Genomic DNA, 14,328 nt, shown 5'->3' on the forward strand with positions numbered 1-14,328 from the left:
GTCTCACTTTGTCTTACTCGTCTTTCGCAGCTGGTGCTTCAGCAGCAGCTTCTTCAGCTGGCTTTTCTACCGCTTCTTTCATGCTTAGACGTACACGGCCTTGGCGGTCGATTTCAAGAACTTTAACTTGAACTTCTTGGCCTTCAGCTAGGTAGTCAGACACTTTCTCAACACGTTTTTCTGCGATTTGAGAAATGTGTACCAGACCATCTTTGCCTGGAAGAACCGTTACGAATGCACCGAAGTCAGCTAGACGTGCAACTTTACCCGTGTAGATACGGCCAACTTCAACTTCAGCAGTGATCTCTTCGATACGGCGGATAGCTTCTTTCGCAGCAGTGCCTTCAGTTGCAGCGATCTTGATAGTACCGTCGTCTTCGATTTCGATAGTTGTACCAGTCTCTTCAGTTAGAGCACGGATAACTGCACCACCTTTACCGATAACGTCTTTGATCTTCTCTGCGCTAATCTTCATCGTGTGAATACGAGGAGCAAATTCAGAGATGTCTTCACGGGCACCAGAGATTGCTTCATCCATTACAGATAGGATGTGCTTACGTGCGCCTTGAGCTTGGTTAAGCGCAATTTGCATGATTTCTTTAGTGATGCCTTCGATCTTGATGTCCATTTGAAGAGCAGTGATACCAGTGTTAGTACCTGCTACTTTAAAGTCCATATCACCTAGATGGTCTTCGTCACCAAGGATGTCAGAAAGAACAACGAAGTCGTCGCCTTCTTTAACAAGGCCCATTGCGATACCCGCAACAGAAGACTTGATTGGCACACCTGCGTCCATAAGCGCAAGAGACGTACCACATACAGAAGCCATTGAAGATGAACCGTTAGATTCAGTGATTTCCGATACAACACGTACTGTGTATGGGAACTCATCTACCGATGGCATTACTGCTGCGATACCACGTTTAGCCAGTTTACCGTGGCCGATTTCACGACGCTTAGGAGAACCTACAAAACCAGTCTCACCTACACAGTATGGAGGGAAGTTGTAGTGTAGTAGGAAGTGATCTTTACGCTCGCCTGTTAGCTCATCAATGATTTGAGCATCACGCTGAGTACCTAGAGTTGCCGTCACGATAGCCTGAGTTTCACCACGAGTGAATAGTGCGCTACCGTGTGTGCGAGGAAGAACACCAGTGCGTACATCTAGTGCACGAACCATGTCTTTTTCACGGCCATCAATACGAGGGTTACCCGCGATAATGCTACGACGTACAACTGTTTTCTCTAGATCATGGAAGATAGTGTGGATTTCTTTTGTATCCGCTTCAGGATCTTCAGCAAGAAGAACTTCATTTACTTCCGCAGCGATCTCATTGATACGGTCGTAACGAGCCATCTTCTCAGTGATTTTGTAAGCCTCAACAAGCTTCGCTTCTGCTAGCTCAGCAATCTTATCTTTAAGCGCTGTGTTTTCTTCAGGAGCAACCCAATCCCAAGCAGGAGTTGCCACTTCTGCTTTGAATTCGTTGATAGCTTTGATAGCAACTTGTTGTTGATCATGACCGTAAACAACCGCTGCTAGCATTTCTTCTTCAGTTAGGTTGTCCGCTTCTGATTCAACCATCAGTACGGCTGATTCTGTACCAGCAACAACAAGATCAAGCTTAGAAGTTTCTAGTTCAGTTTGGCTAGGGTTAAGTACAAGCTGACCATCGATATGACCGACACGCGCCGCACCGATAGGGCCGTTGAATGGAATGCCAGAGATAGCAAGAGCAGCAGAAGTACCGATCATTGTAACGATATCTGGCTGAACATCTGGGTTTACAGACATTACTGTCGCGATAACCTGAACTTCGTTTTTAAACGCGTCTGGGAATAGCGGACGGATTGGACGGTCGATTAGACGAGCTGTTAGCGTTTCGCCTTCAGAAGGACGACCTTCACGCTTGAAGAAACCGCCTGGGATTTTACCTGCAGCGTAAGTACGCTCTTGGTAGTTAACCGTTAGTGGGAAGAAGTCTTGACCTGCAACGGCTTCTTTTTTACCTACAACAGATACAAATACAGACGTATCATCCATTGTGACCATAACTGCTGCTGTAGCTTGACGTGCAATAACGCCAGTTTCTAAAGTAACTGTGTGGTTACCGTACTGGAACGTTTTAACAACTGGTTTTTCGAACATTGTTATTCCTTGTTTCTAATCTTCCTTTAGTGCTAAAAGAAATCTTAGATGTGTTAATTGACACTCAAGACATTACGAATCGCGACTAGTAAAAAGAAACTCGGAAATTCCTTTTGAATAGTCGCGACCTTTTGGTCGACGTGGTTGACTGTAATGCTATGAGCTTTTGAGAAAACCTCTTACGAGGTTTAGCCGCCAGTATTATAACGGCATAAGTCTAATTTGGCTAAATTTAGGCAACAAAAAAGGGGCATAAAGCCCCTTTTTAGACAAACTGCTATGCAGTCGCTGATTAGCGACGTAGGCCTAGACGTTTGATTAGGTCTTGGTAGCGAGCTAGGTTTTTACCTTTTAGGTAATCTAGAAGCTTACGACGACGAGAAACCATGCGTAGAAGACCACGACGGCTGTGGTGATCGCCTTTGTGCGCTTTGAAGTGACCTTGTAGGTGGTTGATAGAAGCTGTAAGTAGAGCTACTTGAACTTCTGGTGAACCAGTGTCGCCTTCGCCTTGTGCGTATTCTGCAACGATTGCTGCTTTAGTTTCTGCATTCAGAGACATAATTCTCTCCTAATAAGAGTAGGTTTAAAGTTGTAGCAGCCAATCTCTGATTCAGCCGCTACGCGAAGCGCGGATTATAGGGAAATTTCCTATCTCGTGCAATATAAAAATACCGACACTCAGGTCGGTATTTTCAATCATTTACTTGGATGCGACGTCATCTCGGAACACAACCAATCGCTTAGGAGCGATTTTGCCATCTTCGTTCATTTCGCCAACGCCAATAAACAAACGCTCTTCACCCATGGTAAGGCGAAGTGAGCCTTCGGTAAGCGCACCAAATACTTGAACAGGTTGCCCATGCTGAACCATATCCGCCAGTTCAGGCACTAAGTTGACTTCTGGTAAGTCTTCTACCGCAGTATCCATTGGTAACAGCAATGGGTCCAGTAGTTCTCGAGGAGCGCGTTCTTCACGGTGTGCTTGCTCTAGTAACTCATTCAGTTGCTCAAGTGTCACCATCTTCTCGTAAGGGTATTTCGCAACACCAGTGCGTCGAAGCATAGTTACGTGCGCACCACAACCTAACATTTCGCCTAGGTCATCCACGATGGTACGAATGTAGGTGCCTTTTGAGCAATGAACTTCCATCTCGACTTCATCGCCTTCAAAACGGTGAAGAACAATCTCGTATACCGTGATCTTACGAGATTCACGCGGAACTTCGATGCCTTTGCGAGCGTATTCATACAAGGGTTTCCCTTGATATTTCAACGCTGAAAACATGGAAGGTACTTGATCAGATTCGCCACGGAACTTCTCAATGCACGCTTCTAGCTTGTCTAACGTAACATCGATTGGACGTGTCTCTACGACTTCACCATCCGAGTCAGACGTGTTGGTACGTTCACCAAGCTTTGCGATCACACGGTAGCGTTTATCAGAATCTAGAAGAAACTGAGAAAACTTCGTCGCTTCACCCAAGCAAATTGGCAGCATGCCTGTCGCTAATGGGTCCAAGGCACCAGTGTGGCCTGCTTTCTCAGCAAAGTAGATTCGCTTTACTTTTTGCAGTGCATCATTGGAAGAGATACCTGTTGGTTTATCCAACAGTATAACGCCATTAATTGGACGACCTTTACGACGACGAGCCATTATTCTTCGTCCTCACGACCAGAATCTTTTTGCTTTTTCTTGTCTGAGCTTACCACTTCAGACACTAGGTTAGACATACGCATACCTTCAACAAGCGTATTGTCATAATGGAAGCGGATTTCTGGCGTTAAACGTAGGCGAATGCGCTTACCTAACATCATGCGAATGTGCACTTCGTGCTCGCGTAGTGCAGCTAGACATGATTCTGGTGTTTGCTCACCCACACATAGGAAGGTTACAAATACTTTTGCGTAAGCAAGGTCACGAGAAACTTCTACGTCTGAGATCGTCACCATGCCAAGGCGAGAGTCACGAACTTCACGTTGAAGGATCATCGCTAGTTCTTTTTGCAGCTGCTGTGCAACGCGCTGCGTGCGGCTAAATTCTTTTGACATATCTTTACTCTTATATAGAAAGAATGGGGGGTTGGTCAAAGCCAGCCCCCCATGGTGTATTCAACAACCAATTACTACTTATCTTTCAAAGACAATATTAGTAATTTTAGTCAATTAGTCTAGAGTACGTTTAATTTCAACGATTTCGAAGACTTCGATTTGGTCACCAACGCGAACATCATTGTAGTTCTTAACGCCGATACCACATTCGTAGCCATTCTTAACTTCTTGAACGTCATCTTTGAAACGACGTAGTGACTCTAGTTCACCTTCGTAAATAACAACGTTATCACGTAGTACACGGATTGGGTTGTTACGCTTGATCACACCTTCTGTAACCATACAACCAGCGATAGCGCCCAGTTTCGGTGACTTAAACACGTCACGAACTTCAGCAAGACCAATGATCTCTTGCTTGAATTCTGGAGCAAGCATACCGCCCATTGCTTGTTTAACTTCGTCAATCAATTGGTAAATGATTGAGTAGTAACGTAAGTCAACAGCTGCGGCTTCAACAGCACGGCGAGCAGAAGCATCTGCACGAACGTTAAAGCCAAGGATGATTGCGTTTGAAGCTTCCGCTAGTACTACGTCAGTTTCCGTAATACCACCAACACCAGAACCAACGATGTTCACTTTAACTTCGTCAGTAGATAGCTTAACTAGTGAGTCTGCGATTGCTTCTACAGAACCTTGAACGTCTGCTTTAAGTACAACGTTAAGTTCAGCAACTTCACCAGCAGTCATGTTAGAGAACATGTTCTCTAGTTTAGATTTCTGCTGACGAGCAAGTTTCACTTCACGGAACTTACCAGCACGGTAGTTAGCGACTTCACGCGCTTTACGCTCGTCACGAACTACTGTTGCTTCATCACCTGAAGATGGTACACCTGAAAGACCTAGGATCTCTACAGGGATAGATGGGCCAGCCGAAGTAATTTCTTTACCTAGCTCATCACGCATTGCACGAACACGGCCGTATTCTTGACCACAAAGAACGATGTCGCCTTTGTTTAGTGTACCTGATTGAACAAGTACTGTTGCAACTGGACCACGACCTTTATCTAGGCGAGATTCAACAACAACACCAGATGCCATGCCTTCAGCTACAGCTGTAAGTTCAAGAACTTCAGACTGAAGAAGGATTGCTTCTAGAAGACCATCGATGTTTGTACCCTGTTTAGCAGAGATGTGAACGAACATGTTCTCACCGCCCCACTCTTCAGGAATAACGTCGTATTGAGCAAGCTCGTTCTTAACGTTATCTGGGTTCGCGTCTTCTTTATCGATCTTGTTCACAGCAACAATTAGAGGAACGCCTGCCGCTTTCGCGTGCTGAATCGCTTCTACTGTTTGTGGCATTACGCCATCGTCTGCTGCAACTACAAGAACAACGATATCTGTCGCTTGAGCACCACGAGCACGCATTGCAGTAAACGCTGCGTGTCCAGGAGTATCAAGGAACGTGATCATGCCGTTGTCTGTTTCAACGTGGTACGCACCAATGTGCTGAGTAATACCACCCGCTTCGCCAGAAGCAACGTGTGTGCGACGGATGTAGTCAAGTGTTGACGTTTTACCGTGGTCAACGTGACCCATGATAGTAACAACTGGAGCACGTGGAACTGCTTCCGCGTTAGTGTCACGGTCAGATAGTACCGCTTCTTCCAGTTCGTTCTCTTTACGAAGAACTACTTTATGGCCCATTTCTTCAGCAACAAGTTGTGCTGTTTCTTGGTCGATCACTTGGTTGATAGTCGCCATAGCGCCCATCTTCATCATTACTTTGATAACTTCTGTCGCTTTAACCGACATCTTGTTAGCAAGTTCTGATAGAACGATCGTTTCGCCAATTACAACGTCTTGCTTAGCAACCGTTGCTGACTTATCAAAGCCATGCTGCATTGAAGTCGGTTTAGCAAGTTTGCCTTTACGACCTCTACCGCCACGTTGGTTGTTACGGCCACCGCGAGCTTGGTCGTCTTTACCTGAAGCTTTTTTCTTCTTACGACGACCGCTCTCTACTTTGCGATCTGCTTCATCTTCGGCTTCACGTGCGTATTGTGAAGTCGTTACATGGTAATCTGTATCTTCCATATCACCCTTTTTCTCTTCTGCAGCAGACCAACGCTCTTTATTCTTTTCAGCCAATTCGCGAGCTTCTTCAAGCTTGCGCTGACTTTCCTCTTCAGCCTTACGCTTAGCTTCTTCTTCCTGACGACGTTTAAGCTCGTCGGCCTCTTTTCGCGCTGCTTCTTGCTTAATTTTCTCTTCAGCATCACGCTTTGCTTTTTCTTCAGCATTGCGTTGTGCATTCGTATCTACGTCTCGCTTCGCTTTTTCTTCAGCTTCACGTTTCGCTTTTTCTTCCGCTTCACGTTTCGCAGCTTCTTCAGCTTCACGTTTTGCAGCTTCTTCAGCTTCACGTTTTGCAGCTTCTTCTGCTGCACGTTTTGCTGCTTCTTCTGCTTCACGTTGTGCTGCTTCTTCAGCTTCACGTTTCGCTTCATCTTCAATTGTGCTGCGCTTCACGTATGTACGTTTTTTGCGCACCTCAACCTGAACATTCTTACTCTTACCACCACCCGCGTTCACACTAAGTGTACTACGAGTTTTACGCTGAAGCGTAAGGCGAGTCGGCTCTGAATCACCTGATTTATCACCGTGTTCTTTCTTTAGATGAGAGAGAAGCTTCTGCTTCTCTTCATCAGTAACATTGTCAGAGCTCGCCTTTTTAATGCCAGCGTCAGCAAGTTGTTCAATCAAGCGGTCGACTGGCGTACCAATCTCATCACTCAGTGCTTTAACTGTTAATTGTGTCATGCCGCTTCCTCCTTGCCGAAAATTATGCTTCTTCGCCGAACCAACAGATGTTACGTGCGGCCATAATTAGCTCACCTGCACGTTCTTCGGTCAGGCCTTCGATACCTTCTAAATCGTCAATACCTTGGTCAGCAAGATCTTCCAGTGTCGCTACACCTTTCGCTGCCAATTTAAATGCCATCTCACGCTCAAGACCTTCAAGTGCAAGCAGATCTTCAGCTGGTTCTAGACCTTCAAAAGACTCTTCTTGTGCTAGTGCTATCGTCGTTAGTGCATCTTTTGCACGTCCACGAAGCTCTTCGATTAGTTCTTCATTCAAACCATCGATTTCTAGTAGCTCGTTAACTGGCACGTATGCGATTTCTTCTAGCGTTGAGAAACCTTCTTCAACAAGAAGTTGAGCGAAGTCTTCTTCAATATCTAGGTACTTCATGAAGTTTTCAATAGATGCTTGTGATTCTTCAGCGTGTTTCTTCTGAAGATCAGCAACTGTCATAACATTCAGTTCCCAACCTGTTAGTTGAGATGCTAGACGCACGTTTTGACCGTTACGACCGATAGCTTGCGCTAGGTTGTCAGCTTCAACTGCGATGTCCATTGAGTGTGCATCCTCATCAACGATGATAGAAGCAACATCAGCTGGCGCCATTGCGTTGATAACGAATTGAGCTGGGTTATCATCCCAAAGCACAATATCGATACGCTCACCACCAAGTTCGCCAGAAACAGCTTGTACACGTGCACCACGCATACCAACACACGCACCTACAGGGTCGATACGTTTGTCATTTGTTTTGACAGCGATCTTAGCGCGAGAACCAGGATCACGTGCCGCGCCTTTCAACTCGATAATATCTTCAGCGATTTCAGGCACTTCAACACGGAATAGTTCTGCCAGCATTTCAGGCTTAGAACGAGTGATGAACAGTTGGAAACCACGTGCTTCTGGCGCGACTTTGTAAAGAAGGCCACGTACGCGGTCGCCTGGACGGAAGTTTTCACGAGGAAGTTGGTCATCACGTAGGATTACCGCTTCAGCGTTGTTACCAAGGTCAAGTACGATTGTGTCGCGGTTTACTTTTTTCACAACGCCAGTGATTAGATCACCTTCATTGTCGATGAACTGCTCAACGATTTGTGCACGTTCAGCTTCACGAACTTTTTGTACGATAACTTGCTTAGCCGTTTGAGTCGTAATACGGTCAAACGTTACTGATTCGATTTCGTCTTCTACGTAGTCGCCAAGCTCGATTGAGTCATCTTCGTACTGTGCTGCTTCTAGTGAGATCTCTTTTGTAGGGTTCTCAACATCATCAACAACTAACCAACGACGGTAAGTCACAAACTCACCAGTTTTACGGTCAATGGCAACACGTACGTCGATTTCGATTTCGTATTTTTTCTTTGTAGAAGTTGCTAGAGCAATCTCAAGAGCCTCAAAGATACGCTCACGAGGTACCGCTTTTTCGTTCGATACCGCTTCTGCTACCGCTAAAATTTCTTTACTCATTGTATTTAGCCTCTAAGCTTAAACTTTTTTAGGGAACTAAAATTTAGGAATCAGGTTAGCTTTGGAAATGTTACTTAGAGCAAACTCTTCTTGCTGACCGTCTACAGTAATTGTCACTGTTTCGCCATCAACGCCGTGGATAATACCTTTCCACTTACGACGGTTTGCTACAGCCATTTTCAATACGATGCTGACCTCGTGACCAATAAATTGCTCGTAATGTGCTGCTTTAAAAAGTGGTCTTTCTAAACCTGGAGAAGACACTTCTAGGCTGTAAGCAACAGAAATTGGATCTTCAACGTCTAAAACCGCACTAACTTGGTGGCTAACTTCTGCACAGTCGTCCACGTTAATACCATTTTCATGGTCAATGTAGATGCGTAACGTTGAGTGCGCGCCTGCACGAATGAATTCTAATCCAACCAACTCATAGCCTGATGCCTCTACTGGTGCTTCAAGCATTTCAGTAAGTTGTCTTTCTAAACCAGTCATTTAACCACTCCAGAAACAAAAAAAGGGCTCAGAGCCCAATCAAAAAACCAAGCAGTCTCTGAGCTATTTCAAAAAGCTCAGATAACAAAAAACCCCGATAGTCGGGGTTTTATGCTGCTGGACCCTGATACGTTAAGAATAGCCAACAAATGCTTCTCTTAACTCGTAGTGTGGTTAGCACTACGCAAACTTGCCAATCTACGATTTCTTCTTAAAGAAAGAGATTGGTTGCGGGGGCCGGATTTGAACCGACGACCTTCGGGTTATGAGCCCGACGAGCTACCAAGCTGCTCCACCCCGCGTCCGACTTGCTGAGCATTATACTCGCAAACAAGTGATTTACAAGTTTGTAAATACATGGTGCCGAGAGAGGGACTCGAACCCTCACACCTAAGGCACTAGCACCTCATGCTAGCGTGTCTACCAATTTCACCATCTCGGCATCAAAACCTTACAGCTTATTGAGGAATTTCATCACCCGCAGGGGCTGGAACTTCACTCGCTGCATCCTTAACTTGTTCAACAACTGGTTGACCTAATGTTGGGTCTACCCATTGTGATTCAATCTTGTGCGTAGACATACGACCAAGCAACAAGCTAACGATAAAGAATACGGTTGCTAAAATAGCAGTTGTTCGGGTTAAGAAATTACCTGAGCCGCCAGCACCAAACACTGTGTTTGAAGCACCAGCACCGAACGAGGCTCCCATATCTGCGCCTTTACCTTGTTGAATCAACACAAGGCCAATCACACCAAGCGCTGCCAACAGGTAAATCACAAGTAGAACTGAAAACATTTTTTCCACCTATGTTCCAAATTGTTGAGCCAGCGCCGTTCAAGAGAATAAATCATAATTGAACAAGGCTAGCGACCTCCTAACGGGAGGCGGAGCAATACTAGCGAAAGCCGGTAACGCTGACAAGGGAAAATTAGTAAAAAATCAATGCCAATGCGCTAAGCGCTCAAAAAAAGGGCAAAAGATGCCCTTTTCATTCACTGCACACTTTAACGCAATGATTAACAACTTGCTTTTACAGCTTCGGCAATTTTCAGTGCAGAGCTTTGAACTAGCTCGCCATCCTCACCTTCCACCATAACGCGAATCAAAGGCTCTGTGCCAGATTTACGCAACAATACACGTCCTTTATCACCCAGCGTAGCTTCTACTTCGGCGACGGCGTTTAGTACTGCTTGAGCTTCAAGAGGATTACTTTCCCCTGCAAAGCGGACATTTTCTAGAACCTGAGGATACAACGTCATGCCTTGCGATAGCTCATGCAAAGACATATCACTGCCAACTACAGAAGCAAGCACTTGCAGTGCTGCAACAATCGCATCGCCCGTGGTGACTTTATCTAATAAGATCACATGGCCTGAGTTTTCAGCACCAATTTTCCAGCCTTTTTCTAGCAGTTGTTCCATGACATAACGGTCACCAACAGCGGCACGTACGAATGGAATGCCTAGCTGCTTTAAGCCATTTTCCATGCCCAAGTTAGTCATCAACGTACCAACTACACCACCCTTTAGCTCGCCACGACGAAGAGCATCACGAGCAATAATGTAAGCAATTTGGTCGCCATCGACTTTGTTGCCAAGGTGGTCGACCATAATGATACGGTCACCATCACCATCAAATGCTAAACCAAGGTGCGCTTGCTCTTCAACGACACGCTTTTGAAGCGCACGAACATCTGTTGCGCCCACTTCTTCATTAATGTTGATGCCGTTAGGCTCTACGCCCATTGCAATAACTTCTGCGCCAAGCTCTTTGAAGACATTTGGAGCAATGTGGTACGTTGCACCGTGCGCACAATCTACCACGATTTTAAAGTTTGCAAGACTCAATTCAGATGGGAAAGTACTCTTACAGAATTCGATGTAACGGCCTGCAGCGTCATTTAGACGAGTGGCTTTACCAAGTTCTGCAGACTCAACACATTCAATGTCTTTATCCAGCTCAGCTTCAATCGCCAACTCGATATCGTCAGGTAGCTTAGTACCTTCAGAAGAAAAGAATTTAATGCCGTTGTCGTAATATGGGTTATGCGATGCAGAAATCACAATCCCCGCCTCTGCGCGGAAAGTTTGAGTTAAATATGCCACTGCTGGGGTTGGCATTGGACCAGTAAATGTTGCTTTAAGTCCCGCTGCAGCAAGGCCTGCTTCTAATGCAGATTCAAGCATATAACCGGAGATACGCGTATCTTTACCTATAATAACTTTCTTTGTGCCTTGTTTTGCTAGTACACGACCAGCAGCCCAGCCAAGCTTAAGTACGAAGTCCGGAGTGATTGGGTATTGTCCTACTTTACCGCGCACACCGTCAGTACCAAAGTAACGTCTTTTATTCGACATAAACTTTCCTTTATTATTTTTAAATATTGTTTTTCGTCATCTCAACAACTTTCATTGCTTCGATTGTCTCTTCAAAGTCATGCACACGAATGATCTGCGCGCCTTTCATTGCTGCAATCGTAGCGCAAACGACACTCGCATTTGTACATTCAGCCGCTGGCTTATCCAACAACTTAAAAATCATTGACTTACGAGACATGCCAGCCAAAATTGGCAGGCCGAATTCATGAAACTTTTCAAGATGAGCGAGCATATGATAATTGTGTTCTATCGTTTTGCCAAAGCCAAACCCAGGATCGAGAATCAGTTGAGATTTATCAATCCCTGCTGCTTCACATGCCGCGATACGTTCTTCTAGAAAGGCAGATACGTCGCTCATCAAATCATCATAATGAGGTGAAACTTGCATGGTTCTAGGTTGACCTTTCATATGCATCAGACAAATTGGAAGCTTTGCTTCTGCTGCGACTTCGAGAGCACCAGGTTCTTGCAAAGATCGAATGTCATTGATCAAATCTGCACCAGCATCAATAGCTTGACGCATAACTTCCGCTTTACTGGTATCGACCGAAATCCACACATCGTACTTTTCACGAATGGCCTTGATTACTGGGACAACACGTCGAAGTTCTTCTTCTAAAGACACATCTGGCGCGCCAGGCCTTGTCGACTCCCCACCAACATCAACAATGCTTACACCAGCCTTTATCATTTTATCAACTTGAGCAAGGGCGAGTTCAATCGAGTTGTATTTACCACCATCCGAAAAGGAATCCGGAGTCACATTTAGAATGGCCATAACATGTGGACGGGAAAGATCTAAAGATTTGTTATTTGCTGTAATCATCATCATAAACACAAAAACCCCGAGATAACTCGGGGTTTATTATTATCAACACTCTTTATTCAGAGTCTTTCTTTTCAGGCGCTTCGCTAGAAGTCGCTTCTGAAGAGCTAGACTTTTCTGCATCTTTCGCAGCGTCCGTTGCTTCTTCTTTAACTTCTGGCTTTGCTTGAGGCTTCTCGCTGTCTTCAGGTTTGCTAGTTGAGTTATCACTCCAACCCGCAGGCTCACGAATTTCAGCTTTGCGCTCCATTAAATCATCAATTTGACGAGCATCAATGGTTTCATACTTCATCAGCGCATCTTTCATCGCATGCATGATATCCATGTTTTCTTGAAGAATCTTCTTCGCACGGTCATAGTTGCGGTCAATGATCTGACGAACTTCATCATCAATCAACTTCGCCGTATCGTCAGATACATGCTTAGTCTGAGTTACACTACGTCCTAAGAACACTTCGCCTTCATCTTCTGCATACAGTAGAGGACCAAGCTTTTCAGAGAAACCCCATTGAGTAACCATCTTACGAGCAATATCAGTTGCACGTTCAATATCGTTTGACGCGCCTGTTGAGACTTTATCAGCACCGTAGATGAGTTCTTCCGCTAGACGACCACCGTACAAGCTAGAGATCATAGACTCTAGATGCTGGCGAGACATGCTGACACGGTCTTGCTCCGGTAGGTACATAGTCACACCCAACGCGCGACCGCGTGGAATGATCGACACTTTGTACACTGGATCGTGCTCAGGTACTAAACGACCAACAATTGCGTGACCTGCTTCGTGATAAGCCGTTGACTCTTTTGTCTCTTCAGACATCACCATTGAACGGCGCTCGGCACCCATCATGATTTTGTCTTTCGCTAATTCGAATTCAACCATAGAAACGTTACGCTTGTTACCACGCGCAGCAAATAGCGCCGCTTCGTTGACTAGGTTTGCTAAATCAGCACCAGAGAAGCCTGGTGTACCACGAGCGATTAGAGAAGGCTCTACGTCACCTGCTAGAGGGACTTTACGCATGTGTACTTTTAGAATCTGCTCACGACCACGTACATCTGGCAATCCAACCACTACTTGGCGGTCAAAACGACCAGGACGTAGCAACGCTGGGTCAAGAACGTCTGGACGGTTAGTTGCAGCGATTACGATGATACCTTCGTTACCTTCGAAACCATCCATCTCTACTAGCATTTGGTTTAGTGTTTGCTCACGTTCATCGTGACCACCACCAACACCAGCACCACGCTGACGACCTACCGCATCGATTTCATCGATGAAGATAATACAAGGCGCTGCTTTCTTAGCTTGTTCGAACATGTCACGTACACGAGATGCACCGACACCCACAAACATTTCTACGAAATCTGAACCCGAGATGGTAAAAAATGGTACTTTTGCTTCACCAGCAATGGCTTTCGCTAGAAGCGTTTTACCAGTACCAGGAGGACCAACCATTAACACACCAGTAGGAATCTTACCGCCCAGTTTTTGGAAGCGGCTTGGATCACGCAAGTAGTCCACCAGCTCTTTCACGTCTTCTTTTGCTTCGTCACAACCAGCGACGTCAGCAAAAGTTGTCTTGATTTGTTCTTCGCTCATCATTCGAGCTTTGCTCTTACCAAAAGACATGGCGCCTTTACCGCCGCCGCCTTGCATTTGACGCATGAAGAAAATCCATACACCAATCAGTAAGATCATTGGGAACCAAGAAATGAAAATAGTACCAAGCAAGCTTTGCTCTTCTGGAGGCGTGCCCTGTACTTTCACGTTTTGGTTAATTAGGTCATCTAGAAGCTTTTGGTCATACACTGGCATGTAAGTGACCATTTTGGCACCGCCGCCACGACGAACAAAGCTAATTTCACCGTCTTTAAAAGTTGCTTCTTGAATCTGGCCTTGGCCAACTTCCTGTACAAACGTGGTGTAATCCACGGTTCTGCCATTGCTTTCTCCAGGGCCAAAGCTCTGGAATACCGACATCAATACGACGGCGATAACAAGCCACAGAATTAAATTTTTTGCCATGTCACTCAAGGTGTAAGCCTCTCGATAACTAATTGTAATTAAAGGTAGGGTACTACAGTTCATTCAC

11 protein-coding genes and 2 tRNA genes are annotated in these 14,328 nt (G+C 45.4%); all 13 read right to left on the bottom strand.

What is annotated here, in order from left to right; translation table 11 throughout:
* Positions 1 to 13: 13 nt before the first annotated feature.
* The gene (gene pnp, locus ACWPOD_RS17160) at positions 14 to 2,149 is read right to left on the bottom strand and encodes a polyribonucleotide nucleotidyltransferase (protein ID WP_005394655.1); all 2,136 of its coding nucleotides are present in this window, start codon (positions 2,147 to 2,149) and stop codon (positions 14 to 16) included.
* 292 nt (positions 2,150 to 2,441) lie between these two features.
* Positions 2,442 to 2,711 carry a 30S ribosomal protein S15 gene (gene rpsO, locus ACWPOD_RS17165; RefSeq protein WP_005380094.1) on the bottom strand — a complete coding sequence of 90 codons (270 nt, stop codon included), beginning with the start codon at positions 2,709 to 2,711 and terminating at the stop codon, positions 2,442 to 2,444.
* 141 nt (positions 2,712 to 2,852) lie between these two features.
* Complete coding sequence (truB, locus tag ACWPOD_RS17170) at positions 2,853 to 3,806, bottom strand: tRNA pseudouridine(55) synthase TruB (RefSeq protein ID WP_258656079.1); 954 nt, start codon at positions 3,804 to 3,806, stop codon at positions 2,853 to 2,855.
* Positions 3,806 to 4,201: a 30S ribosome-binding factor RbfA gene (rbfA, locus tag ACWPOD_RS17175; protein ID WP_005394657.1), complete on the bottom strand. Its 396-nt coding sequence runs from the start codon at positions 4,199 to 4,201 to the stop codon at positions 3,806 to 3,808. Before rbfA ends, truB begins: the two co-directional genes overlap by 1 nt.
* A gap of 114 nt (positions 4,202 to 4,315) precedes the next feature.
* Positions 4,316 to 7,024: a translation initiation factor IF-2 gene (gene infB / locus ACWPOD_RS17180; protein ID WP_012841448.1), complete on the bottom strand. Its 2,709-nt coding sequence runs from the start codon at positions 7,022 to 7,024 to the stop codon at positions 4,316 to 4,318.
* Positions 7,025 to 7,046: 22 nt separating this feature from the next.
* Positions 7,047 to 8,534: a transcription termination factor NusA gene (gene nusA, locus ACWPOD_RS17185; protein ID WP_005380084.1), complete on the bottom strand. Its 1,488-nt coding sequence runs from the start codon at positions 8,532 to 8,534 to the stop codon at positions 7,047 to 7,049.
* A gap of 36 nt (positions 8,535 to 8,570) precedes the next feature.
* Entirely contained in the window at positions 8,571 to 9,026 is a 456-nt protein-coding gene (gene rimP / locus ACWPOD_RS17190; RefSeq protein WP_005394659.1) for a ribosome maturation factor RimP, read from the bottom strand.
* A gap of 225 nt (positions 9,027 to 9,251) precedes the next feature.
* Positions 9,252 to 9,328, bottom strand: a tRNA-Met gene (locus tag ACWPOD_RS17195).
* Between the two features lie 56 nt (positions 9,329 to 9,384).
* A tRNA-Leu gene (locus ACWPOD_RS17200) sits at positions 9,385 to 9,468 on the bottom strand.
* 16 nt (positions 9,469 to 9,484) lie between these two features.
* The gene (gene secG / locus ACWPOD_RS17205; protein ID WP_005394661.1) at positions 9,485 to 9,823 is read right to left on the bottom strand and encodes a preprotein translocase subunit SecG; all 339 of its coding nucleotides are present in this window, start codon (positions 9,821 to 9,823) and stop codon (positions 9,485 to 9,487) included.
* A gap of 221 nt (positions 9,824 to 10,044) precedes the next feature.
* Positions 10,045 to 11,385: a phosphoglucosamine mutase gene (glmM, locus tag ACWPOD_RS17210; RefSeq protein ID WP_005394663.1), complete on the bottom strand. Its 1,341-nt coding sequence runs from the start codon at positions 11,383 to 11,385 to the stop codon at positions 10,045 to 10,047.
* A 19-nt stretch (positions 11,386 to 11,404) separates the two neighbouring features.
* The gene (gene folP / locus ACWPOD_RS17215) at positions 11,405 to 12,235 is read right to left on the bottom strand and encodes a dihydropteroate synthase (RefSeq protein ID WP_456232100.1); all 831 of its coding nucleotides are present in this window, start codon (positions 12,233 to 12,235) and stop codon (positions 11,405 to 11,407) included.
* A 52-nt stretch (positions 12,236 to 12,287) separates the two neighbouring features.
* Positions 12,288 to 14,261: an ATP-dependent zinc metalloprotease FtsH gene (ftsH, locus tag ACWPOD_RS17220; RefSeq protein ID WP_085342669.1), complete on the bottom strand. Its 1,974-nt coding sequence runs from the start codon at positions 14,259 to 14,261 to the stop codon at positions 12,288 to 12,290.
* Positions 14,262 to 14,328: the final 67 nt, after the last annotated feature.

The sequence above is a fragment of the Vibrio sp. JZG120 genome (assembly GCF_053890955.1).